Source organism: Amycolatopsis sp. NBC_01488, from assembly GCF_036227105.1.
Taxonomy (GTDB): domain Bacteria; phylum Actinomycetota; class Actinomycetes; order Mycobacteriales; family Pseudonocardiaceae; genus Amycolatopsis.
This window is the reverse complement of sequence record NZ_CP109434.1, coordinates 6,690,551-6,713,791: the sequence shown is the minus strand read 5'-3', so window position 1 is coordinate 6,713,791 and position 23,241 is coordinate 6,690,551. Positions and strand designations below refer to the sequence as shown.

Below are 23,241 nucleotides of genomic sequence, written 5' to 3'. Positions count from 1 at the left end.
TTCGTCGGCGCCTCGGACCGCGGGTCGTTAAGCTCGAACCGATCGTCGCCCGCATCCGTGTGTTCCGGGGAAGGCCGGGAGGTCGTCGTGACCGACGCAGGACAGCTGATCGCCGGGCGCTACCGGCTGGCCGAGCGGGTCGGCCAGGGTGCCATGGGCGTCGTCTGGCGAGCCCGCGACGAGCGGCTCGATCGCGTCGTCGCCGTCAAGCAGCTGGGTTACGACCCGGCCATCGGGCAGGCCGCCGGCGACCAGGCCGCCCTGCGCGCGCTGCGGGAGGCCCGGCTGACCGCGCGACTGCGGCACCCGCACGCGATCACCGTGCACGACGTCGTCGAAGAAGCCGGCGAACCGTACCTCGTGATGGAGTACCTGCCGTCGCGGAGCCTGGCCGACGTCCTGCTCGACCGGGAGCGCGTGCCCGCCGACGAGGTCGCGCGCATCGGCGTGCAGGTCGCCTCCGCGCTGGCCGCCGCGCACGCCGAAGGCATCGTGCACCGGGACGTCACGCCGGCCAACGTCCTCATCGCGGGCGGCGGCGTCGCCAAGATCGCCGACTTCGGCATTTCCCGCGCCACCGGCGAAGGCACCGTGACCGGCGGCGGCTTCATCGCGGGCACGCCGGCCTACCTCTCCCCCGAGGTCGCCGGCGGCGGCGAAGCCGGCTTCCCGGCCGACGTGTTCTCCCTCGGCGCGACGCTCTACCGCGCGCTGGAGGGCCTGCCGCCCTTCGGCAACGACGACAACCCCATCGCATTGCTGCTGCGGGTCGCGCGGGAGGACCCGATCCCGCCGAAGCACAGCGGCCCGCTCGCCGAAGTGCTCGGCCGGCTCCTGCAGCGCGACCCGTCCCAGCGTCCGGCGATGGCGGAAGTCCAGGAGTTGCTCGAAGCCGTGACCGACGGCCGTCCGCTGCCGCCGCCGCGTCCCCGCCCGCGCACCGAAACCCGCGTGCTGCGCCTCCCCCGCCCGCGCCGGCGGGTGGTGCTGGCGTCCGCGGCCGGAGCCGTCCTGCTGGCCCTGGGCGTGGTGATCGGGACGGCGCTCGTGCCCGACGGCAGCACGCCGGTCGCCGCGCCGGTGTCCACGACTCCCCCGGCCATCCCGCCACCGACGACCACCCCGACCCCCGCCGACCTGGGCTGCGCGGCCAGCTACGCGGTGACGACGTCGTGGCCGGGCGGCTACCAGGTCCAGGTGACGGTCCGCAACGACCACGACGACGGCCTGCGCGGCTGGACCGTCCGCTGGTCCCTCCCCGACGGCCACCACATCACCGGCCTGTGGAACGGCACGTTCACGGTCGAGGGCTCGACGGTGACCGTGGACAGTGCGGACTGGAACGGGAAACTCGACCCGGGCGGCTCGACGACGTTCGGCTTCAACGCGGTGACCGGAACCGGCGACGCCACCGCACGACCGCAGCTGACCTGCCGGACGGTCTGACCGGCCGCTGTCGTGAGTGGGAAACAGCGTTGGAACACTGCTTCCCACTCACGACCTCAGTGCACGCGGTCGAAGGGCAGCCGCAGGACCTGGCCGGCGGGAACCGGCGCGTTGCGCAGCCGGATCGCGTCGAGTTCCGTCGCCGTGAGTGCCCGGCGGTAGAAGCGGACCTCGTCGAACGAGCCGTTCCAGCGGAACTGGTTGTCCAGCCGCTGCCCGAGCTGCAGCTGGAACGACACGGTCTGGCTGACCGAACCCGCGGCCGCGGCCCCGGAAGCGACCTGGACGCCGTCCACCCACAGCAGCAGCTTCCCGCCGGTGCGCTCGAGAGCCACGTGGTGCCAGGCCTGGTCGTCATACGCCTGCGACGTCGTGATCGACGCGCTCCCGGCCGCCGTGGTCATCATCGCGATCAGCCGGTGGTTCGCCGGCTCGCCACGCAACCACAGCTGCGGGGCCGTCGTCCCCATCCCGCCCAGCCAGAACACCACCTGGTTGCCCTTGGTGGCGCCATAACGGAACCAGCCCGTCCACGTCAGGTCGCCGTCGCCCGGAGGCTGCGCCGGGTCGTAGGGCACCCGGACGTAGTCGTCGATGCCGTCCAAGGTCAGCGCGCCACCGAAGCGGCCCGCGGCCGGCGAAGCCCCGCCGAGTACCCGGGCGTCCGCGTGCCCCGAGACGTCCGGTGTGGACGGTCCGGCCGAGTTCTTCCAGCCCAGGTACTCCTCGTTGAAGCGCGCGAAGCGGATCTCGTCACGCGCGTCGACCGCGCCGCCTTCGTACATCAGCCCGATCTCCGCCGAGCGCGCGCGTGGGTCGCTGATCTGCACCAGGTCCGAGTAGCCGGACCAGTCGGTGGTGATCCGCGTGCCCTGCTCCGCGTTCTCCCACGTCCGGCCGCCGTCATAGGACGACCGGATCATCATCCAGCGGCGCCGGTCGGTGTCCGACGGCGAGGAGAACAGGATGCGGTCGCCGCGCCCGGCCCGGTCCAGGCGCAGCGCCGCTCCCTGCACCATCGGCGTCACCAGGTCGGGGATGGTGGCAAAGGACCTGGAGAACGTCTCGCCGCCGTCGCGGCTGATGGCGAAGTCGCGGTTGCCGATGTCGGTGCCGCCCTGCTCGCGGCCGCCGGCGTAGATCGAGCCGTCGGCCAGCTCGACCACGGTCACTTCCGACGGCTTCTGCGAGTACGTGCCGCCGACCGGGTGCGGGTAGCTGTTCACCGCGCCGACGTGCCAGCTGCGGCCGCCGTCGTCGCTGTAGACGAGCCCGGCGTGGTTCTCGATCGAGTTCGTGCCGTCGCTGGTTTCCGCGTTGACGCCGAAGACGAGCCGCCCGGCGTGCTTTCCGCGAGTCAGCTGGATCCCGTGCACCGGACCGGACGCGTACCAGGAGTCCCAGTTCGGCAGCTTCGCCTGCGCGCTGATGTCGACCGGCGCGGACCAGGTCAGGCCGTCGTCGTCGCTGTACTGCGAGTGCGGGGTGCGCGGGCACGGGACGTCGCACGCCTTGTCGTCGGTGCGGCCCTTGTTGTACGTCGTGACGAGCACGATCCGGCCGGTGCGGCGGTCCACGATGGGCACCGGGTTGCCGTGGGTGTCGCCGCCGCCGCGGTTGACGACCTGCAACGGCGACCACGTCTTCCCGCCGTCGGTCGAGCGCTTGAGGACGAGGTCGATGTCGCCGGTGTCGCCGCAGTTGCCGATGCGGCCTTCGGCGAACGCCAGGAGCGTGCCGTGGGCGGACTTGACGATCGCCGGGATCCGGAAGCAGCGGTAGCCGGGATCCTGCGACGCCTTGAACAGCACCTGCTGGTCGAACTGCGGCGCGGCCTGCGCCGGGCTCACGGCGAGCAGCGTGCTCGCCGCCAGGGCCACCAACGCGGCCCATTTCCCCAGTGTTCTCATTCTCATCCCTTCAGGACGGCGACACCTCGCGGGGCGAGCCGGACCTCGCCGACCGGCCGCGACGGGTCGGTCAGCAGGTCCGGCGCGGCATGCGGCAGGTCGACGGTGACCGGCTCGGTGCCGTGGTTGAGCAGGATCAGGTAAGCGCTTTCCTCGCCGTGCCGGACGACGGCCTGGACGCCGGGCGGAGCGTCCAGTACCGGCGTCACCCCGGCCTCGGCGGTGATCCGTCCGAGCAGCGAACCCAGGTCCGGCCGGGTGCCGACGTACCAGGCGACGCCGGCACCGCACGCGTGCCGCGTGATCGCCGGCCGCCCGGCCAGTTCTCCGGAGCCGAACGACGCGACGACCTCGGCACCTTCGAGTTCGATCCATTCGGACCAGATCTTCCCGGAATCCGTTGTCCCGTCGGCGAAGTCGAGCGCGACCGGCGCGTCCAGGGGCCAGAACTCGTCGACCCGCAGGCCGAGGACGTCCCGCAGCGGCGCGGGATGCCCACCCAGGTAGGCGCGGTCGCATTCGTCGACGATGCCGGAGAAGTACGACACCACGAGGTGCCCGCCGCCCGCGACATACGCACGCAGGTTGTCGGCGGCCGCCTGCTCCAGGAGGTACAGATTCGGGACGACCACTAGCTTGTAGGAAGTGAGATCCCGCAACGGATGGACCACGTCGCAGGTGACGTTGGCATCGAACAGCGGCGCGTAGTGCGCGAGGTGCGTCTCGAGGTAATCCAGCTGAGCCGGGTGCGAGTCCAGTTCCAGACCCCACCTGCTCGGCCAGTCGTGCAGGAGGGCGACGTCGGCGCGCACGCGCGTCCCGGCCAGCTCCGGCACCCGGGCCAGCTCCTGCCCGAGCGCGGCCGTCTCGCGAAACGTGCGGGTGTCGCGGCCGCCGTGCGGAACCATCGCCGAGTGAAACTTCTCGGCGCCGCCGCTGGTCTGGCGCCACTGGAAGAACAGGACGGCGTCGGCCCCCTGGGCGATGGCCTGCCAGCTGCCGAGCCGCATCGCCCCGGGTGGCTTGGGACCGTTCCGCGGCCGCCAGTTCACCGCGCTCGGCGCCTGTTCGAGCAGCAGCCACGGCTGGTCCTTGGTGGACCGCACCAGGTCGTACGCGAACGCGGCTTCGACGTGAGCGCGCGGGTCGGAGGGATCGGGGTAGGAGTCGAGGCTGACGACGTCCTCGTGCGGCGTCCACGTGTGCCAGTCGAGAGCTTTCTGGACCAGGCCGACGAAGTTGGTCGTGATCGGGACATCCGGCGTGACGCGGCGCAAGACCCGCTGTTCGGTGCGGAAACAGCCGAGCGCGGCGTCGGAGGAGAACCGGTGGAAGTCCAGCTGCTGCGCGGGGTTCGGGAACGTGGGCGCCACCCGGGGTGGCAGGATCTCGGCCCAGTCGTCGTACCGCTGGGCCCAGAAGGTGGTCGTCCACGCCGCGTTGAGCGCCTCGATCGTGCGGTAACGCTCCTGCAGCCAGACGCGGAAGTCCGAAGCGGACTCGTCGCAGTAGCAGGCCCGGACGTGGCAGCCGAACTCGTTGCCGACGTGCCACATCGCCAAGGCAGGATGGCCGGCGTAGCGCGTCGCCAGCTCCGTGACCAACCGGGCGGCGTGCGAGAGGTAGACCGGGCTCGACGGGCAGAACTGCTGCCGGGCACCGGGAGAAAGCCGGACGCCGTCGGCCCGCACGGGCAGGATCTCGGGATGCGCGTGGGACAACCACGGCGGCGGCGACGCGGTCATCGTCGCCAGGCACACCTCGATGCCCGCGCCGGCGAGGCCGTCCATGACGTCGTCGAACCAGCCGAAGTCGTACTCCCCCGGTCGCGGTTCGACGCCGGCCCACGAGTAGATCCCGGCCGTCACCATCGTGACGCCCGCTTCGGCCATCAGCTTCAGGTCTTCCCGGCGGACCTCCTCGGGCCAGTGCTCCGGGTTGTAGTCGGCGCCGTAGCGGATCATCAGAGCAGACCCGCTTCGGCGAGCTTCTCCTTGATCCGCAACAGTTCGTCGTCGTCCAGCGGCAGCTGGGGCGGGGCCAGGACAGCGTTGTCGACGAACCCGCGCATCTTCATCGCGGCCTTGAACGCGCCGAGCCCGGCCGAGCCGCGGCCCATCCGGCTCGGCGGCGCCACGGACGTGATCGAGAACAGCTTCAGCAGCCGTTCCTGCTCGCGGCGCGCGGCGGCGAGGTTGCCCGACTTGAAGTGGTCGTGGATCAGCACGTACCCGACCGGGTCGACGTTGCCGAGGCCCGGGACGGCGCCGTCGGCACCCATCGCCAGTGCGGCGTCCACGACCAGCTCGGACCCGGTGAACACGGCGAAGGCGTCGAGGCCGCGGTCGCGCTTGCCGAGCAGCACGGCTCGGAACCCGGCCTCGTCGCCGCTGGAGTCCTTGAGCCCGGCGAGGACGCCGTCGGCGGCCAGGTCGAGGACCATCCCGCCGTCGAGCTTCGTGTGCACCGCGACCGGGATGTCGTAGGCGACGATCGGCAGCGCCGTGCGCTCGTGCAGCAGACGGAAGTGCCGGTCGACCTCGGCGACGTGCGTGCGCGTGTAGTAGGGCGCGGTGACGACGACGGCGTCGGCCCCGGCGGCTTCGGCGGCCTTGATGTGCTCGGCGACGCGCAATGTCGTCATGTCGATACAGCCGACGAGCACCGGGACGCGGCCGGCGACCTGGTCGACCGTCGTCTCGACGACGACGCGGCGCTGCGCATCGGGGAGGAAGGCGACCTCGCTGGAGGAGCCGAGGACGAACACGCCGTGGACGCCGGCGTCGAGCTGGACCTCGACGTGGCGCCGAAGCGAGTCGGTGTCCACGCTGAAGTCGTCGTGGAACGGCGTGCACAGCGGCGGGACGATTCCGGCGAACTTCGGCATCAGGCGCTCACTCCGGTCGGGATCTCTGGGTGGATGCAGCGGTAGGTGTGGCCCCCGTCGGCCGCGGCGAGCGGCGGCAGCTCGGCCGCGCACTCGTCGGTGGCCTTCGGGCAGCGGGTGCGAAAGGGGCAGCCGCTCGGCGGGTTCGTCGCCGACGGCACCGGGCCGGTGAGCACGATCGGCTCGACCGCGTGCAGCAGGCTGGGCGTCGCCGAGAAGAGCGCGCGGGTGTACGGGTGCCGGGCCTCGGCCCCGACCGGCGCCTCCTCGACGATCCGGCCCAGGTACATCGTCACGATCCGGTCGCTCATCTTCGACACGGTCTGGATGTCGTGGGAGACGAACACCATCGCCAGGTCCAGCTGTTCGCGCAGGTCGAGCAGCAGGTTGAGGATCTGGGCGCGGACGGAGACGTCGAGGGCGGACGTCGGCTCGTCGGCGACCAGCAGCGCGGGCCGCAGGGCCAGCGCGCGGGCGATCGCGACCCGCTGGCGCTGCCCGCCGGACAGCTGCCCCGGTACCGCGTCGGCGACGCTGGCGGGCAGGCCGACCAGCGACATCAGCTCGCGGACCCGGTCGTCGCGTTCGGCCGGCGTTCCGACGCGGTGCACGTCCAGCGGATCGCGGACGATCTTGGCGACGGCGAGCCGCCGGTTGAGCGCGGTCGACGGGTCCTGGAAGACCATGCCGACCTCGCGCCCGGAGCCGGGATCGAGGGGCTTCCCGCGGAAGCGGACCGTGCCCGCGGTCGGCCGTTGCAGGCCGACGATCACCTTCGCGAGAGTGGACTTGCCGCAGCCGGATTCCCCGACGACGCCGATCGTCTCGCCGGGGTTCACCACGAGGTGGGCGTCGGTGAGGGCGTAGACGTGGTCGTGGCCGAACAGGCCGCGACCGCGGATCTTGTGGACGACGTGGACGCCGTCGACCTCCAGGAGGTTCACGCCGTCGCCTCCTTCTCCCGAGCGATGTCGACCGCCGGGAAGTGGCAGGCGACCAGGTGGTCGACGGGCTCGCCGAAGCGGACCGGGGTTTCGTCGTGGCACGTGGCGCGGGCGGCCGGGCAGCGGTCGGCGAAGCGGCAGCCGGCCGGGAATTCGGCCGGGGCCGGGACGACGCCCTTGATCTGCGTCAGCCGGGCCTCGCTGGCCTCCAGCGACAGGACGGCGCTGAGCAGGCCGCGCGTGTAGTGGTGCCGGGGCGAGCCGACGACCTCGGCGGTGCTGCCCAGCTCGGCGACCTGCCCGCCGTACATGACGACGACGCGGTCGGCGATCTCGGACACCAGCGCGAGATCGTGCGAGACGAGGATGAGCGCGAAGCCGAGTTCCTCCTGCAACCGCAGCAGCAGCGCCATGATCTGGGCCTGCACGGTGACGTCGAGCGCCGTCGTCGGCTCGTCGGCGACGATCAGCTTCGGGTCCCGCGAGAGCGCCATCGCGATCAGCACGCGCTGACGCTGGCCGCCGGACAGCTCGTGCGGGTAGGCGCGCAGCGTCCGGTCCGGGTCGAGGTTGACCAGCTCGAGCAGCTCCGCCGGGGTGCGGGTGCCGCCGCGGCGGGTGAACTGCTTGAGCTGGGCGCGAATGGTCATCGCCGGGTTGAGGGAGCTGAGCGCGTCCTGGTAGATCATCGCGATGTCGTGGCCGAGATGACGACGGCGTTCGCCAGGTCGCAGGTTCAGCAGGTCGCGCTGGGCGAACCGGATCTGCCCGGACACGCGGGCGGCCGCGGGCTGCAGGCCGAGGATCGACAGCGCGGTGAGCGTCTTGCCGCAGCCGGACTCGCCGATCAGGCCGAGGACTTCCCCGGCGCGGACGCTGAAGGACACGCCGTCGACGACGTCGACGCCTTCGTGGCGGCCCGGGAACGCGATCCGGAGCCGGTCGACTTCGAGAACCGTGTCGCGGTGGTCGAGGGACCGGGCGGTGCGGGCCAGCCGCTCCCCCGCCTCCCGCAGGCCGGCGATCGGCAGGACGGGCGCGGTGTCGGCGTCTTCCCGCTTCGCGACGGCCTTCGCGACTTCGGCCGCCTTGACCGCGCGGGCCGACGGTGCGGCCCAGGCGTCCGAGATCCGCTCGGACAGGATGTTGAGTGCGAGCACCGTGACGAGGATCAGCAGGCCCGGGAACAGCGTCGCCCACCAGCCACCGGTCAGGACCAGGTCCTTGCCGTCGGCGAGCACCGAGCCCCACGACGGGTCCGGCGGCTGGATGCCGGCGCCGATGAACGACAGCGACGCCTCGAACACGATCGCGTCGGCCACCGTGACCGTGCAGTAGACGAGCACCGGGGCGGCGCAGTTGATCGCGACGTGCCGGGTCAGCACGAAGAACCGCCGGGCCCCGATGACGCGCTCGGCCGCGACGTAGTCCTCGCCGTACTGGGCCAGGACGTTCGCCCGGATCACCCGGGCCACCGGGGGCGTGTTGAGGAACCCGATGGCCAGGATCAGCACGAGGATGCCGTGGCCGAACACCGCGACCAGCACCGCGGCCAGCGCGATGCCGGGGAACGCCATGACGACGTCCAGCACGCGCATGACCACGGCGTCCACCCGGCGGTGCGACGTGGCGGCGAACGCCCCGATCACCGCCCCCGACACGAGCGCGAGTGCCACTGCCCCCAGGCCGATGGCGAGCGACCAGCGCGTGCCGGCGACGAGCCGGGAGAAGATGTCGCGGCCCGACGTGTCCGTGCCGAACCAGTGCGCCCCGCTGGGGCCGCCGGTGTCGGTGCTGAGCGCGTCCGGGTTGTGCGTCGCGACGAGCGTGCCGAGCACGGCGACCAGGAGCAGGACGCCGAGGATCGCGAGCGCGGGCCAAGCCCCGCGCAGGCGCTTCACGCGTGGCTCCGCAGGCGCGGGTTCGCGATCAGGTACAGGACGTCGACGACCAGGTTGACCAGGACGAACCCGATCGCGATGGTGATGACGAAGCCCTGCACCTTGGCGGTGTCGCCGTCGGTGACGGCCTGGATCATGTTCTGCCCCATCCCCGGCAGCGCGAACATCGTCTCGATGACGACGGCGCCGCCCAGCAGGTAGCCGACCCGCAGGCCGAGCACGGTCAGCGGCGTGACGAGCGCGTTGCGCAGCACGTTGCGCCCGACGACGACCACCGGCGGCAGCCCGCCGCCGCGCGCGGTGCGGACGTAGTCCTTGTCCAGCTCTTCGACCATCGACGTCCGGATCACCCGGGTCAGCTGCGCGGCCACCGGCAGCGCGAGGGACACCGCGGGCAGCGTCAGCGAGTTCAGCCAGCCACCGAAAGAGTCCGCCGGGCTGACGTACCCGCTGGTCGGGAACAAGCCCTGGCCGACGGCGAGCCACTGCACCAGCAGCAGCGCCACCCAGAACGCCGGCGCGGCGACCCCGGCCAGGGTGACCACGCGGATCACCTTGTCCGGCCAGCGGTCGCGGAACAGCGCCGACGTCACGCCCAGCACCAGCGACGTCAGGAGCGCGATGACCAGGCCGAGCAGGGTCAGCTGGACGGTCAGCGGCAGCGCGGTCGCGATCGTGTCGCCGACCGGCTGCTTGGTGATCACGCTCGTGCCGAAGTCGCCCTGCACCAGGTGCCAGACGAAGTGGACGTACTGCAGCGGCAGCGGGTCCAGCAGCCCGTTCTCGAGCCGGAACTGCTGCAGCTGCTCGGCGGTGGCGTTCGCGCCGTCGAACGCGGCCAGCGCCGGGTCGACCGGCGCGAACCGCATCACGATGAACACGAACAGGATCACGCCGAGCAGCAGCGGGATCAGGGCGAGGATGCGGCTGAGCAGCATCCGCACGACGACGGCCACGAATGTCTCCTCTTAGACCGGCTTCGCCTGGTTCAGGTAGATGCCCGGGTAGCCCTGGGCGCGCACGCCGGAGATCGCCTTCGGGTCCCAGGCCGTGCCGAGCTGGGTGAACACGACCGGGTAGATGACGGCCTGCTCGGAGATCCGGTCCAGCAGCTGCTTGTTGAGGGCAGTTCGCTTGGCCTCGTCGGTCTCCGCCGCGGCCTGGTCCTGCAGGGCCAGCAGGGACTGCGCGTCGGGGCCGGTGAAGCGGGCGTACTTGCTCGTGAGGATGGACTTGGCGTCGTAGTAGTACCGGATCATCAGGTCCGGGTCGTTGCCGAACTGCAGCGGGTTGTTGGTCGTCGCGACGACCTGGAAGTCGGCCCCGGCGTCCAGCTTGGAGAACAGCGCCTTGGTGTCCTGGGAGTCCAAAGTGGTCTGGACGCCGATCGCGTCCCAGCCCTCCTTGATCACCTTGACGCAGTCGGCGACCAGCGAGGTGTTCGTCGTGGACAGCGTCACCTTCAGCCCGGTGGCGCCCGCCTGCTGCAGCAGCTGCTTCGCCTTCGCGGGGTTGTACACGAAGTCCTGCGACGCGGGCTGCGACGACGGGAGCTTCGGGTTGATGAACGACGTCCCGGGCGAGCCCGCGCCCTTGAGGCCGATGTCGATCATCTTCTGCTTGTCGATGGCGTAGTGCAGGGCTTGGCGGACCAGGTTGCTGTCGAACGGCTTGTGCGCGGTGTTGAAGAGCAGGAAGAGGTTGTTGCCGCCGTCGGCGAACTCGACGGTGCGGCCGGCCTTGCGGAGCTGGTCGGCGTTGGCGGCCGGGATGTTCTCGGCGATCTGCGCGTCCGGCTTGGCGCCGGAGATGGCGGCGACGCGCGGCGCGGAGTCCACGATGGACTTCCACAGCATCTTGTCGTAGGCGGCCGGGCGCGGGCCGTTGTAGTCGGCGAACTTCTCGAAGCTGGTGTGGGACAGCGGCGCCTGCTCGACGACCTTGTAGGGGCCGGAGCCGACGACCTTGCCGCCCTTGGCGTCGTCCCACTTGCCGTCGAAGACGTGCTTGGGGACGATCTTGCAGCACTGGATCCGCTGCAGCGCGTAGGGGAAGGGGAACTTGAGGACGAACTCGACCGCCCGGTCACCGGTCTTGCGGACTTCCTGGAGCCAGTGCGAGAAGAAGCTGTGGATCAGCACGTTCTCCTTCTCGTCGAGCGCGCGGGCGTAGGTGAAGACGACGTCGTCCGCGGTCACCGGCTGCCCGTCGTGCCACTTCGCGCCGTCGCGGAGTTCGAACTTCAGGCTCGTTCCGCTGACGTCGGCGGGCAGCGCCTTCGCCAGGCCCGGGAAGGGAGCGCGGGTGATCGGGTCACCCTCCACCAGGGACTCGTAGCAGTGCAGGATCGCGGCCATCGAAAACGCGGACGCCGTCTGCAGCGGGTCCCACGTCTGGTTGTTGCCGTAGCCGATGACGGCGGTCAGCGAGCCCGCCGAGCTGCCGGTCTTGTTGGTCGACGCCGGCCCACCGCACGCGGCGAGCACGGTCGGGAACGCCAAAGCCGCCCCGGCGAAGGTGGTGTAGCGCAGCAACTGGCGGCGGCTGAGCGACGGGCTCTGGGACATCGCTGTCTCCTGCGGGCCTCGAACGGTAGGACATGGGACGTCCTATGACCGGCGTGAGCCTAGGAGGCGTTCGCGTGCCGGTCAAGAACAGCTTTCGGGGGTTCCGGGTGGCGAAGCCCCCGGCCCGGGGCGAAGCCTCGGATGTCACAGCCTTGTGGACGTATGACGTAGGATGTCCTCTCACGACGCATCCGGGGAGGACAGCAGTGGCCCGTCCGCAGCGCAGCGAAGAGATCACCAAGCGCATCATCGACCTGATCGTCGAGCGGGAGCTCCCGCCGGGCGCCCCCATGCCCACCGAGCTGAGCCTGATGGAGGACATCGGCGTCAGCCGCAACTCCATCCGGGAGGCGATCAAGGCCCTGCAGGCCCTCGGCATCGTCGAGATCCGCCACGGCTACGGCACGTTCGTCGGCTCCGCCGGGTCCGAGTCGCTGCAGACGTGGCTGCTCTTCCGCACCCGCGCCCGCGGCGCCACCGACGTCGGGCGGCTGCGCGACCTCCTGGAGGTGCGGGAGATGCTCGAGACCGAGCTGACCCGCCGCGTCGCCACCGACCACCGGCCCGGCCTGGTCGAGGAGCTGCAGGCGTGCGTCGCGCGGATGAAGCGCAAGGGCCCGGACGCGGCGGAGGCCGACCGCGAGTTCCACGACCTCATCTGCGCCGAGGCCGGGTTCGACCTCGCGCGCGAGCTCACCGGGCTCTTCTGGGACGTCTACCGGATCGCCGAAAGCGAGCTGGGCGGCCCTGCGTCGTCCCCGACGGCCACGGCGAAACGCCACCAGGCCATCGTCGACGCGCTCCTGCTGCGCGACGCGGACGCCGCCGCCGAAGCCGTGCACCGGCACTTCGACGAGGTCCGCAAGCGCGCGAAAGCCGGTCCGTACGGCGGTTTCGGCGTCGCCCGGCCGGTTCCGGTGGCGCATTCCTGACTGTCCGTCGTTGAGCCGATCGGGGTAATTCCGGGAAGATCGCGAACGCTCTCAACGCACGGGGCAACTGGTTCGTCGTAGTGGAGATCAACCACCCTACGGAGGCGCCAGTGCGAAGAAGTTTTTCGGTGTTCGCGGTTCTGCTCGCCGGATCGGCGGGGCTGGCCGGGCTCGCCCCGCCGGCCGCGGTCGCCGCGGTGACAGCGACGACCGTCACCCTGCCCACGGGTGACCGGGTCGGCGTCCGGACGACCGCGGACGGCCGTCCCCTGTACGACATCCTGCCCGCCGCCGGGAAGGGCATGGCGCGGGCGCTGGTGCACCTGCGGCTCGGCGAACGCGACTACGAAGTCCCCGGCACCGCGCTTCCCTACCTGGGGCGCGGGCTGGACCTGAGCCTGTTCGACGTCCAGGCACTCCTGGCCGGGGCTTCGGCCGCGGTCGACCCGGCGACGTTCGGGACGGCCTTGGCGAAGCAGTTCAAGGAAGACAACGCGAGGGGCCACTACGGGGGTCAGGGGCTCTTCGCCGGGGGCAGGACTTTCGCGCTCTCGGGGGCACCGACGCGGCGGGCCGTGCAGCCCCGCTCGGTCATGCGCACGGTGTCGGTCGACGCCGCGGACATCGCCGGCAAGCCCGCCGACGCCGGCGTCGCGTTCCTGTACAACACCGACGACGGGAACCTGCTCGACCCGAACGAGAACCTCAACTACTTCTCGGGCGGCACGGCCAAGTTCAGCGCGCCGGACGGGAACTACAGCGCGCTCGGCCTGTTCTGGACGGCCGACGCCGACGGCAACCCGACCGAGGTGCGGTTCAGCGCACAGCCCGAGTTCGCGGTCAAGGCGGACACGACCGTCCGGGTGGACGCTTCCCGCGCCTCCAGCAAGGTGACCTGGGTGACGCCACGGCCGGCGCTGCTCGACGACACCGGGTTCCTCTTCCGCCGGGCCGCCAAGACCGGGCCGGCGCTGCTCGTCGACTTCGACGCCGGGCCCGGCGTGCCGATCTCGGTGTCACCGACGGCGGTCCCGGTCCGGACCGGGGCGCTGCAGACGTACCCGTACAGCAGGCTGGTGTCCCCGCCGGGGCCGGGCACGCCGTACGAATACGTGCTGCAGAAGGCGAGCGTCGGCACGATTCCGCACCAGCGGTACGTGATCACGGCGAAGGACGTCGCCGCGGTGGACGCGACCTACTTCAGCGAGTACTCGTCGCTGGGCCTGCGGCAGCGCAGCGGGATGTTCTCCTTCGAGGACACCAGCGGTCGCGTGTCGCACCCGATCCAGCTGCCGCGGAAGCAGACCGAGTACGTCTCGGCCGCGCCGGACCTGAGCTGGTTCGGCGGCTTCTCGAAGTACGTGCTGCCCGGGCCGTTCCCCGGCTGGGCCGGCGGGCAGTACGAGGCGTTCCACATCTACCGGGGCGGCTCCACGGTGACCGAGGACTGGAACCGGTTCCCGCTGCACCCGGCGGGCGCGGTGGCGCTGCTGCCGCTGTCCGACGCCACGATGTTCACGCAGCCGGGCGCGACCCGTGCCGGTGACCTGGTGCGGGTCGCGATCACGCCGTTCAGCGACAACCAGCCCGGCCACACCGGCTTCGGCTTCTACGGCGAGGCGCGGGACACCATCACCGGGCACTACCGGTTCACCCAGGACGGCACGACCCTGGCCGAGGGGAGCCCGTCGGACGCCTTCGCGGTCGGCTTCGACCACGAGGTCGCCCCCGGACCGGCCACCCTCGGGCTGACGATCGACGCGGGCCGCACCGGGCCGATGTACCACCAGAGCACGGCGACCCACACCGAGTGGACGTGGCCGTCCCAGCACGTCGAGGGCGTGACGCTGCCGCCGGCGTTGTACTGCGCGCGCGGGGACGACGGGCCCGATCGGGCCTGCGCGGTCGAGCCGCTGCTGACCCTGGGGTACGCGGTCGGCGGCCTGCGGCCGGACGGCTCGACGCCGTCGGGTCCGCAGGGCCTGGACCTCACGATCGGGCACCTGCAGCAGAGCGCGGGTTCGCCGGTGACGGGCGCGACGGTGCAGTACTCGACCGACGGCACGACCTGGCAGGACGCGACGGTGACGCCTCGCGGCGACGGCGTCTTCCACGCGGACTTCGCCGCGACCACGGACACGTTCCGCGGCATCGACGTCTCCTTGCGCGTCACGGCTTCCGACGCGGCCGGGGCGACCGTGGCCGAGACGACCACCGCCGCCTACCACGTCTTCGCGTCCTGATGGGAAGGTCCACTGTGTACAGACGAATCATCGGCGTGCTGAGCGCCGCGGTGATCGCCGTGGGCGGCTTCGCCCCGGCCGCGTCCGCCGCACCGGGACCGCGGGCGGCGTGCCCCGACCCGGGTCCGGGCCTGCTGCACTGCTTCACCGCGTACACCCCGGTACGCGCGCTGGCCGACGGCCCGGTCGGCTGGGGTGCCGACGACCTGGCGTCGGCCTACCGGCTGCCTGCCGAGCCGGGGCCGGACACGCTCGTCGGCATCTCGATCGCCTACGACGCCCCGAACCTGGAGGCCGACCTGGCCGCCTACCGGGCGCAGTACGGCCTACCGCCGTGCACGACGGCGAACGGCTGCTTCCGCAAGGTGAACCAGCAGGGCCTGCCGGCCCCGCTGCCCGCCGCGAACTTCGGCTGGGGCATGGAGTCCACTTTGGACGTGTCGATGGTGTCGGCGGCGTGCCCGTCGTGCCGGATCGTGGTCGTGGAGAGCAACACGCCCGGGTTCGCCGACTTGGCGGAGACGGCGGACACGGCGGTCCGCCTGGGCGCCTCGGTGGTGTCGAACAGCTACGGCGCCCGGGAAAGCGGCGCGCCGCTGGCGTTCGCGAGCCACTACCAGCACCCCGGGGTCACGGTGGTCGCTTCCTCGGGCGACGCGGGCTTCACGGCGGCGAACTACCCGGCGGTGCTGCCCACGACGGTCGCGGTCGGCGGGACGTCGCTGGCCCGCGATCAGTCCTCGCCCCGCGGCTGGACGGAGTCGGCCTGGCAGTACGGCGGCAGCGGCTGCTCGGCCTACATCGCGAAGCCGTCGTGGCAAAAGGACACCCACTGCGGCAAGCGCACGGTCGCGGACATCGCGTCGGCGGCGGAGGACATCGCGATCCACTACACGGACGCGGGCGGCTGGCTCCCGGCGAGCGGCACCAGCGCGTCGGCGCCGTACATCGCCGGGCTGATCGGCCGCTCGGGGCATGCGGGCACGGCCCAGCCGCCGACCCTCTACGCGCACGCGGCGCAGTTCGCGGACATCACGGCCGGCACCAACGACTGGGCGGGCGCCGGGAAGAAGTGCGGCAACGACTACCTGTGCGTCGCGGCCCCGGGCTACGACGCCCCGACGGGACTGGGGGTGCCCATCGGCCTGACCGGCTTCTGACGGTTGGTGAAGGCCTCCTCACTGCCCGGCGGTGAGGAGGCCTTTCACGTCGTTTCGGTCCCGGGGCGGCAGAGTCCGCGCTCATAGGCCAGCACTCCCGCCTCCGTCCGGTGCGCGCACTCCAGCTTCCGCACCACCTGGGCCACCACGCTCCGCACCACCGGCTCGGTCAGCTCCAGGCGTGCGGCGATCTCGGCGTTCGTCAACGCCTCGCCGACGAGGACCAGCACCTCCCGCTCACGCACGGACAGCCGGTCCACCCCGGCCAGCCGCTCGTCACGCGGCCCGGACAACCGCGTGGCCGCCGACACCAAACGGCGCGTGGCGTCCGGCGACAGCACCACGTGCCCGTCGGCCGCCAGCCGGACCACCTTGATCAGCTCGTTGCGCCGCGCCGAGCGCAGCAGGTACCCCGAAGCCCCGTCGCGCAACGCCCGCAGGATGCCCGCGTCGGAATCGAACGTCACCAGGGCCACCACGGCCGGGCGGCGGAACACCGGGCCCAGCGGACCGAGCCGCAGGTCCAGCAGCACCACGTCCGGCAGGTGGCGGCGCAGGGTCGCGCGGGCCGCCGCCGCGTCCGGGGCGGTGCCGATCAGCTCGATGCCGTCGGCTTCGGCCAGCAGGGCACCCAGGCGGGCCCGCACCGCCGGGTCGCGTTCGGCCACCAGGACCCGGACCGGCGGGGGCGGCAGCACGCTCAGTCCTGGGGCCGCAGGCGGATCAGCGGCAGGTCGGTGCGTGACGCGCCCACCAGGTCACGCCCGCCCGGGCCGCGCAGGCGCAGCTCGCGGAACCGCACCGAGGACAGCTGCGCCGCTTCGATCGGGTACACGTCGCCGTAGCGCTTGATCTTGTCGACCAGCTCCTTGCCCAGCAGCTCCACCAGCCCCGCGTGCCGGGTCGAGCCGCCGCCGAGGGGTACGTCCAGCTGCTTGCGGACCTCGGGGAACCGCTGGTCGAGCTCGACGGCCAGCTGGTGGATCGTGACGTACGCCGGGCCGAACTCCGGCGCGTCCGGCCCCGGCGGGATCTCCTTCAGCACCTTGACGAGCTTGTCGTCCATCGCCAGCCTGTCCCACAGGGTCACGTTTTCCTCCCGTCGTGGCCGCCGCAGGTCTACCAGAGGACCGGCACGCGGTCCACTCCCCCGGTGACCCGGTTCGTCCGGATCGCCAGCTCCCCGGCCGGCACCGCCAGCCGCAGCCCCGGGAACCGGCGGAAAAGCGAGCCGAACACGACGCGCAGTTCCGTGCGGGCGAGGCTCGCGCCGATGCAGAACCAGCCGCCGTAAGCGAACGCCACGTGCGAATTCGGCTTGCGCTCGGGGTCGAACTCGGCGGCGGCGGGAAACACCGACGAGTCCCGGTTCGCCGCCGCCAGCGACAGGACGACCGCGTCCCCGCGGGCGACCTGAACCCCGCCGAGCTCGACGTCGTCGTGCGCGTACCGCAGGATACCGAGGCCGCCCGGGGCGGACAGCCGCAGGATCTCCTCGACGACGCCGTGCGTCCGGCCCTCGGGGTCGGCGGCCAGCGCGTCGCGGCGCGCGAGGTCGGTGAGCAGGTACAGGACGCCGAGGTCGATCCGGTTGGACGTCGTCTCGTGGCCGGCGAACAGCAGGCCGGCGGCGAGGCGGGCGAGGTCGTCGTCGGTGAACGCCGGGTCGTCGGCCTGCGCCCGGACCAGGTCCGAGACGACGTCGTGGCCGGGGTCGCGCCGTTTGGCCGCCGCGAGGGCGCCCATGTAGGCGGCGAACTCGTCGAGCGCGGCGTCCGCGCCGGTGCCGATGTCCATCCGGCCCATCCGCTCGGACAGCACCCGGAACGTGGCGCGGTCTTCGTAGGGGACGCCGAGCAGCTCGCAGATCACCAGCACCGGCAACGGGAACGAGAGCAGCTCGTGCAGGTCGACCGGCTCGTCCGCGCGCCGGGCGCGCGCCATGGCGTCGTAGCAGCCGTCGGCCAGCTCCTGGACGTAGCCGGCGAGCCGCCGGATCCGGTTGGCGGAGAAGGCGGGCACGAGCAGCTTCCGCATCCGCGCGTGCTCGACGTGCTCGGTTTCGTGGTCGCCCTGCGGCCGGCTGAGGATCGCCGCGTCCGACAGCGCGGACGCGGTTTCCGGCGCCGGGTGCGAGCGGCCGAAGCGCGGGTCGGTGAAGACCGCGCGGACCTCCTCGAACCCGGTGACCAGCCAGGCCGGGTCGCCGGTCGGCGTGGTCACCGCCACGACCGGTCCCTGCCGGCGCAGCACCTCGAAGAGCGGGGCGATCTCCAGGACGGTCGGCCGCTCGAACGGCAGGCGCGGGGTGCCCGTGGTCGCGGTCATCGGGTTCTCCTCCCGGGTGCGCGGCCGGTCGGCGCGGACACGGGCGGCCCGGTCACCGGCCGCTCCCCCGGTCCCCCGCGGTCCACGGTACCCAGAAACCCGCGCCAGGGCGGGGAACCCGGGATTCCCCGCCCTTTCGGGCCAACGCCCGGAACTGTCGGTGCCCTCCGCTAGCCTGGACACCGGGGGCCGGAGGCGCGCCCTACAGCAGTTTCCAGGCCTGAGTGAGCGTGTCCCGCAGGATCTGCTCCATCTCGTCGAACTGCGCCTGGTCGCAGATCAGCGGCGGCGACAGCTGCACGACGGGCTCGGCCCGGTCGTCGGCGCGGCAGTACAGCCCGGCCTCGAACAAGGCGTCCGACAGGAACCCGCGCAGCACCCGCTCGGATTCCGCGGCGCTGAACGTCTCCTTGGTCGTCTTGTCCTTCACCAGCTCGATGCCGTAGAAGAATCCCGCGCCCCGGACGTCGCCGACGATCGGCAGGTCGGTCAGCTTGTCCAAAGTGGACCGGAACGCGTCCTCCCGGGAGAGCACGTGGTCGTACAGCCCCTCACGCTCGACCACGTCGAGGTTGGCCAGCGCCACCGCGCACGACACCGGGTGCCCGCCGTAGGTCGACCCGTGCATGAACGTCGTCTCGCCCCGCGTGAACGGCTCCATCAACCGCTCCGAAGCCAGCACCGCGCCCAGCGGCGCGTACCCGGACGTCAGGCCCTTCGCCGTGGTGATGATGTCCGGCTGGTAGCCGTAGCGCTTGGCGGCGAAGTCGTACCCGACGCGGCCGAAGGCGCAGATCACCTCGTCGGACACCAGCAGCACGTCGTGCTGGTCGCAGATCTCCCGCACCCGCGCGAAGTAGCCCGGCGGCGGCACGAAGCAGCCACCCGTGTTCTGCACCGGCTCGAGGAACACCGCGGCGACCGTGTCGGCGCCCTCGAACTCGATGGCCTGCTCGATCTGGTCGGCGGCCCAGCGCCCGTAGGCCTCGTAGTCGTCGGCGTGCTCGGGCGCGCGGTAGAAGTTCGTGTTCGGCACGCGCAGGGTGCTCGGCACCAGCGGCTCGAAGTCGGCCTTCGCGCCGGGGATGCCGGTGATGGACAGCGCGCCCTGGGACGTGCCGTGGTAGGCCAGCGCGCGGCTGATCACCTTGTGCTTGGTGGGTTTCCCGACGAGCTTGAAGTACTGCTTGGCGAGCTTCCAGGCCGTCTCGACGGACTCGCCGCCGCTGACCGTGAAGAACACGCGGTTTAGGTCGCCGGGAGCCGCGGAAGCGAGCCGTGCGGCCAGTTCGATCGCCGTCGGGTGCGCGTGGCCCCAGAGCGGGAAGTACGCGAGCTGCTTCGTCTGCCGGGCGGCGGCTTCGGCGAGCTCCTCGCGGCCGTGGCCGACCTGCACGGCGAACAGGCCGGCGAGCCCGTCGAGGTAGCGCTTCCCGCGGGAGTCCCAGATGTACGCGCCTTCGCCGCGCACGATCACCGGGACTTCGGACTCGTCGAAGGCGGAGTGGCGGGTGAAGTGCATCCAGAGGTTGTCGCGGGCGGCCTGGGCGAGGTCGGCGGGTGTGGTCATGTCTCGGTTATCGCATGCGCCGGACCCGCTGCGCAAGCGATTCAGTCGTCCAGACGAATCGTGACAACTAATCCATGGTCAGTTTGTCCGGTGAACCTTCGGATTTAGTCGTCACCCTCAGCGAGAGCCCCACTGATAGGTCTGTTTCCGCAGCTTGAGGTACACCATCGCCTCCGCGTGCCGGACGCCCGGCAGCGCGCGGATCCGCGTCGAGATCAGCTGGAGCAGTGCCTCGTCGTCGGCGCAGACGGCCTCGCAGAGCAGGTCGTAGCGCCCGGCGCAGAGGATCACGTACGCGATCTCGTCCATCTCGGCCAGCGCGTCGCCCACCGGTTCCAGGGGACCTTCGACGGTGATCGCGATCATCGCCTGCCGGAACAGCCCGACCTGCAAGGGATCCGACACGGCGACGATCTGGATGACGCCGGAGTCGGACAGCCGCTGCACCCGCTGCCGGACGGCCGCCTCGGACAGGCCGACCGCCTTGCCGATCGTCGCGTAGGCGCGCCGGCCGTCCTCCTGCAGCTGCGCGATGATCTGCCGGGAGATGTCGTCGAGCACCGGCGGCGCGGGCCGGTTCGGGGTGTCCTGGCTGCTCACGCCCCGGATCATCCCCGACCCGGGCGACCTGGGGCAAACGCGGCACCCTGTTCACGCAGAGTGACTGAATCCGAAGGCTGCGATCGTCCAGGGCAACGATTTCAGTCGTCTTCGTGACGTTGACAACACCGAATCGGTGCTGTTCCATCCGTCGCACCTTGCCCCAGGCCGGAGGAACGCCCATGCCCCGCACTCCCGCCCCGCCCGACGTCGCCGCGACCACCGGCGCGAAGCAGACCCGCGCGCTGACCCGGTCCATCGGCGTCGGCGGCGGCACCCTGCTCACGCTCAGTTGCGTGACGCCCGCGTCGTCGCTGTTCGTTCTCGTGCCCCCGTTGTTCGCCGACCTCGGCACCGGCACCGCGCTCGCCATCGCCCTCGCGGTGCTGCTCTGCGTCGGGATCGCGTTCTGCTACTCCGAACTCGGCACGCTGGTGCCGAGCGCGGGCGGCGAGTACGCGATGGTGACGACGGTGGCGAACCGGTTCGCCGGCTGGCTGACGTTCATGCTGTCGTTCATCGTGATCCTCGTGGTCCCGCCGATCATCGCGATCGGCGTCGCCGACTACGTGGCCGCCGTCGCCGACGTCGACCCGTCGGTCGCCGGAGCGCTCGTGATGCTCGCGTCCACCGTGATGGGCCTGCTGAACCTGCGCTCCAACGCCTGGATCACCGGGATCTTCCTGGTCATCGAGGTCGTCGCGATCTTCGTCGTGTCGCTGCTCGGGTTCACCCACACCACGCAGAACCCGGCCGTGCTGCTCAAGCCGAGCCTGGGCACCAGCGGGATCGGCCTGATCGCGGTCGTCGCCGGGCTCGCCGTCGCGCTGTTCGTCGTGCAGGGGTTCAGCACCGCCGTCTACCTCGCCGAGGAGATGCGCGAGCCGCGCAAGACCGTCGCCCGCACGGTGTTCTGGACGCTCGGGATCAGCGCACTGGTCATCCTCGTCCCGGTCGTCGCGATCACCCTCGCGGTGCCGGACGCGGCCGCGCTCGCCGGCGTCGACCTCACCGAGCTGGTGACCGGCTGGAGCAATTCCGCGGTCGGCGTCGCGATCAGCCTGTGCATCGCCGCGGCGATCGTGAACGCGGTGATCGTCATGGTCATCCAGAACTCGCGCGTGCTCTACGCGTCCGCGCGCGACCAGGCGTGGCCGACGCCGGTGAACCGCGCGATGAGCGTGGTGAGCGAGCGGTTCGGCGCGCCGTGGGTCGCGACGCTCGTGGTCGGGCTGTCCGAAGCCGTCCTCTGCTTCGTGCCGGTGGACACGCTCAGCGGCGTCACCGGGGTCGCCGTCGTCGCGCTTTACCTGAGCGTCGCGGCCGCCGCGCTGCGGGGGCGCCGGGCGGCGCACCGGAAGCCGCACGTCTGGCGGATGCCGGCCTGGCCGGTGGTGCCGGTGCTCGCCGTCGCGGCGCTGGCCTACGTCCTGGTCGAGCAGAGCGCGCTCGACCTCGGCATCACCGCCGGGGTGCTGCTGGTGTCGGCGCTGTACTGGTGGGGCTACCTGCGGCGCCGGCCCGAGCGGTGGGTCGTGACGGTCCCGCAGGAGTAGCTCAGTCCTTCCCGCGGCCCCGCAGCTGCCGCAGGCCGACGACGATCACCGCGAGCAGGCCGACGACCGTGACGACGAGCCAGATCCAGCCGGGGATGCCGGTGGTGTCCACCGCGGTCGGGGCGGTGGGGGCCTGCTCGCGCGCGGTGGCCGCCGGGCTCGACGCCGCGGCCGCGAGGGTGAAGTGCAGGGTGCCGGTGACGTTGTCGCCGTCCTTCGCGATCACCTTCCAGGTCAGCGTGTAGGCCTGGGCCGGTCCGGACGGCGTCACCGGCGCGGTCACGACCGCCCCGGCCACGGTGGGCGTGCCGACCGTCCAGGCGGTGCCGTCGCGGCCGGTGACCTTGACGGCCTCCGGCGGCAGCGTGACGGGCTCTGCGAAGGTGAGCCGGACCTCGGTCGGCGCGGCGGCGAGGGCGGCGCCTTCGGCGGGCGAGCTGGAGGTCAGCTCGGTGTGGGCCGAAGCCGGCCCGGCGAGGACGACGAGCCCGGTGAGGGCGGCGAGAACGGCTCCGAGCGCACGACGCGGGGTCATCCGGACATCCTGCCCTATCCGCCCGTGCCGTCTTCGTGGCCACCGGCGGCGTGCGTGCCGACGTCCTCGACCTTGCACGACCGGCGCAACCTCCGGGGCCGCTCACCCGTACTGCTCACCGGGAGAACCTTCGGCGAGGGGAAGCGGGATGCGCGGCTTCGGAGTGCTGGCCCTACTGGCGTTGACGCTGGTCACGGCGTCGTGCGCGGCACCGCGCACCACGACGCCGAGCCTGATCGCGGAACCGGCGCCGCTCGTCCGCACCACCCCGCCGACCACGACGACGACACCGCCGCCACCGCCACCACCGGCCCCGCCGTGCGCCGTCACGACCGGCGCGTGCGTGAGCCTGGCGGACCGGATGGCCTGGCTGCTGCGGGACGGCAAGGTCGTGCGCGGCCCGGTCCCGGCCGGGTTCGGGCCGCCGGACCAGGCGACCCCGGCCGGGTCGTTCCACGTCGTTTGGAAGGACCGCGAGCACACCAGCAGCGTCTACGGCACCGACATGCCCAACTCGGTGTTCTTCGCCGCCGGCGGCATCGCCTTCCACGCCGGGCCGCTCGACGCGCCGTCGCACGGCTGCGTCCACCTCACCGAGGCCGACTCGGCGGCCTTCTTCGACGGCCTGAACGTCGGGGATGCGGTGCAGGTAACCTGATTCC

The 23,241-nt window shown here is 71.8% G+C and carries 19 protein-coding genes; 6 read left to right on the top strand and 13 right to left on the bottom strand.

The genetic code is table 11. From position 1 onward, the window contains the following. Nucleotides 1-87: 87 nt before the first annotated feature. Nucleotides 88-1,446 carry a protein kinase domain-containing protein gene (locus OG738_RS31920; RefSeq protein WP_329046514.1) on the top strand — a complete coding sequence of 453 codons (1,359 nt, stop codon included), beginning with the start codon at nt 88-90 and terminating at the stop codon, nt 1,444-1,446. 56 nt (nt 1,447-1,502) lie between these two features. Here the strand turns inward: OG738_RS31920 and OG738_RS31915 are convergent, their stop codons facing one another. From OG738_RS31915 to OG738_RS31885, 7 genes are read right to left on the bottom strand one after another with little or no spacing between them, the layout of a single operon-like run. Next, nucleotides 1,503-3,356 carry a sialidase family protein gene (locus OG738_RS31915; protein ID WP_329046511.1) on the bottom strand — a complete coding sequence of 618 codons (1,854 nt, stop codon included), beginning with the start codon at nt 3,354-3,356 and terminating at the stop codon, nt 1,503-1,505. A gap of 2 nt (nt 3,357-3,358) precedes the next feature. Further along, nucleotides 3,359-5,320: a beta-galactosidase gene (locus tag OG738_RS31910; protein WP_329046508.1), complete on the bottom strand. Its 1,962-nt coding sequence runs from the start codon at nt 5,318-5,320 to the stop codon at nt 3,359-3,361. Next, nucleotides 5,320-6,243 (bottom strand): dihydrodipicolinate synthase family protein, encoded by a 924-nt coding sequence (locus OG738_RS31905; RefSeq protein WP_329046506.1) that lies wholly within the window; start codon nt 6,241-6,243, stop codon nt 5,320-5,322. Before OG738_RS31905 ends, OG738_RS31910 begins: the two co-directional genes overlap by 1 nt. After that, nucleotides 6,243-7,187 (bottom strand): ABC transporter ATP-binding protein, encoded by a 945-nt coding sequence (locus tag OG738_RS31900; protein WP_329046505.1) that lies wholly within the window; start codon nt 7,185-7,187, stop codon nt 6,243-6,245. Before OG738_RS31900 ends, OG738_RS31905 begins: the two co-directional genes overlap by 1 nt. Further along, nucleotides 7,184-9,088 carry a dipeptide/oligopeptide/nickel ABC transporter permease/ATP-binding protein gene (locus OG738_RS31895; RefSeq protein ID WP_329046503.1) on the bottom strand — a complete coding sequence of 635 codons (1,905 nt, stop codon included), beginning with the start codon at nt 9,086-9,088 and terminating at the stop codon, nt 7,184-7,186. The genes OG738_RS31900 and OG738_RS31895 overlap by 4 nt, the downstream gene beginning before the upstream one ends. Then, on the bottom strand, nt 9,085-10,044 hold the full coding sequence (locus OG738_RS31890; protein ID WP_329046502.1) for an ABC transporter permease: 960 nt from the start codon (nt 10,042-10,044) through the stop codon (nt 9,085-9,087). The genes OG738_RS31895 and OG738_RS31890 overlap by 4 nt, the downstream gene beginning before the upstream one ends. 12 nt (nt 10,045-10,056) lie before the next feature. Next, on the bottom strand, nt 10,057-11,655 hold the full coding sequence (locus tag OG738_RS31885) for an ABC transporter substrate-binding protein (RefSeq protein ID WP_329046501.1): 1,599 nt from the start codon (nt 11,653-11,655) through the stop codon (nt 10,057-10,059). A gap of 206 nt (nt 11,656-11,861) precedes the next feature. Here OG738_RS31885 and OG738_RS31880 point away from each other — a divergent pair, with 206 nt between their 5' ends. The 3 genes from OG738_RS31880 to OG738_RS31870 all read left to right on the top strand — a co-directional run bounded on the left by OG738_RS31880 (nt 11,862) and on the right by OG738_RS31870 (nt 15,990). Then, complete coding sequence (locus OG738_RS31880; protein ID WP_329046499.1) at nt 11,862-12,587, top strand: FadR/GntR family transcriptional regulator; 726 nt, start codon at nt 11,862-11,864, stop codon at nt 12,585-12,587. 128 nt (nt 12,588-12,715) lie between these two features. Next, a complete protein-coding gene (locus tag OG738_RS31875; protein ID WP_329046497.1) occupies nt 12,716-14,830 on the top strand; it encodes a hypothetical protein in 2,115 nt (704 codons plus the stop codon). Nucleotides 14,831-14,844: 14 nt separating this feature from the next. Further along, entirely contained in the window at nt 14,845-15,990 is a 1,146-nt protein-coding gene (locus tag OG738_RS31870; protein ID WP_329046496.1) for a S53 family peptidase, read from the top strand. A 44-nt stretch (nt 15,991-16,034) separates the two neighbouring features. Here the strand turns inward: OG738_RS31870 and OG738_RS31865 are convergent, their stop codons facing one another. The 5 genes from OG738_RS31865 to OG738_RS31845 all read right to left on the bottom strand — a co-directional run bounded on the left by OG738_RS31865 (nt 16,035) and on the right by OG738_RS31845 (nt 20,500). Then, a complete protein-coding gene (locus tag OG738_RS31865) occupies nt 16,035-16,688 on the bottom strand; it encodes a response regulator transcription factor (RefSeq protein ID WP_329046495.1) in 654 nt (217 codons plus the stop codon). 2 nt (nt 16,689-16,690) lie between these two features. Next, nucleotides 16,691-17,080: a hypothetical protein gene (locus OG738_RS31860; protein ID WP_329046493.1), complete on the bottom strand. Its 390-nt coding sequence runs from the start codon at nt 17,078-17,080 to the stop codon at nt 16,691-16,693. Between the two features lie 29 nt (nt 17,081-17,109). Beyond that, a complete protein-coding gene (locus OG738_RS31855; RefSeq protein WP_329046491.1) occupies nt 17,110-18,318 on the bottom strand; it encodes a cytochrome P450 in 1,209 nt (402 codons plus the stop codon). Nucleotides 18,319-18,520: 202 nt separating this feature from the next. Beyond that, nucleotides 18,521-19,888, bottom strand: a complete 1,368-nt coding sequence (locus OG738_RS31850; protein ID WP_329046489.1) for an aspartate aminotransferase family protein — start codon at nt 19,886-19,888, stop codon at nt 18,521-18,523. Between the two features lie 117 nt (nt 19,889-20,005). After that, nucleotides 20,006-20,500 (bottom strand): Lrp/AsnC family transcriptional regulator, encoded by a 495-nt coding sequence (locus tag OG738_RS31845; protein ID WP_442875823.1) that lies wholly within the window; start codon nt 20,498-20,500, stop codon nt 20,006-20,008. 170 nt (nt 20,501-20,670) lie between these two features. On the opposite strand from OG738_RS31845, the gene OG738_RS31840 reads away from it, so the two are divergent. Further along, nucleotides 20,671-22,044 (top strand): APC family permease, encoded by a 1,374-nt coding sequence (locus OG738_RS31840; RefSeq protein ID WP_329046485.1) that lies wholly within the window; start codon nt 20,671-20,673, stop codon nt 22,042-22,044. A 1-nt stretch (nt 22,045) separates the two neighbouring features. Here OG738_RS31840 and OG738_RS31835 read toward each other — a convergent pair whose 3' ends face one another. Next, the gene (locus OG738_RS31835) at nt 22,046-22,579 is read right to left on the bottom strand and encodes a copper resistance CopC family protein (protein ID WP_329046482.1); all 534 of its coding nucleotides are present in this window, start codon (nt 22,577-22,579) and stop codon (nt 22,046-22,048) included. A 148-nt stretch (nt 22,580-22,727) separates the two neighbouring features. On the opposite strand from OG738_RS31835, the gene OG738_RS31830 reads away from it, so the two are divergent. Then, nucleotides 22,728-23,237 carry a L,D-transpeptidase gene (locus OG738_RS31830; RefSeq protein WP_329046481.1) on the top strand — a complete coding sequence of 170 codons (510 nt, stop codon included), beginning with the start codon at nt 22,728-22,730 and terminating at the stop codon, nt 23,235-23,237. Nucleotides 23,238-23,241 lie beyond the last annotated feature (4 nt).

Bases quoted from the DNA above. Each gene is read 5' to 3' on its own strand.
- OG738_RS31915 (WP_329046511.1), bottom strand. From the start codon at position 3,356: ATGAGAACACTGGGGAAATGGGCCGCGTTGGTGGCCCTGGCGGCGAGC.
- OG738_RS31910 (WP_329046508.1), bottom strand. From the start codon at position 5,320: ATGATCCGCTACGGCGCCGACTACAACCCGGAGCACTGGCCCGAGGAG.
- OG738_RS31905 (WP_329046506.1), bottom strand. From the start codon at position 6,243: ATGCCGAAGTTCGCCGGAATCGTCCCGCCGCTGTGCACGCCGTTCCAC.
- OG738_RS31885 (WP_329046501.1), bottom strand. From the start codon at position 11,655: ATGTCCCAGAGCCCGTCGCTCAGCCGCCGCCAGTTGCTGCGCTACACC.
- OG738_RS31855 (WP_329046491.1), bottom strand. From the start codon at position 18,318: ATGACCGCGACCACGGGCACCCCGCGCCTGCCGTTCGAGCGGCCGACC.
- OG738_RS31850 (WP_329046489.1), bottom strand. From the start codon at position 19,888: ATGACCACACCCGCCGACCTCGCCCAGGCCGCCCGCGACAACCTCTGG.
- OG738_RS31845 (WP_442875823.1), bottom strand. From the start codon at position 20,500: ATGATCCGGGGCGTGAGCAGCCAGGACACCCCGAACCGGCCCGCGCCG.
- OG738_RS31840 (WP_329046485.1), top strand. From the start codon at position 20,671: ATGCCCCGCACTCCCGCCCCGCCCGACGTCGCCGCGACCACCGGCGCG.
- OG738_RS31835 (WP_329046482.1), bottom strand. From the start codon at position 22,579: ATGACCCCGCGTCGTGCGCTCGGAGCCGTTCTCGCCGCCCTCACCGGG.
- OG738_RS31830 (WP_329046481.1), top strand. From the start codon at position 22,728: ATGCGCGGCTTCGGAGTGCTGGCCCTACTGGCGTTGACGCTGGTCACG.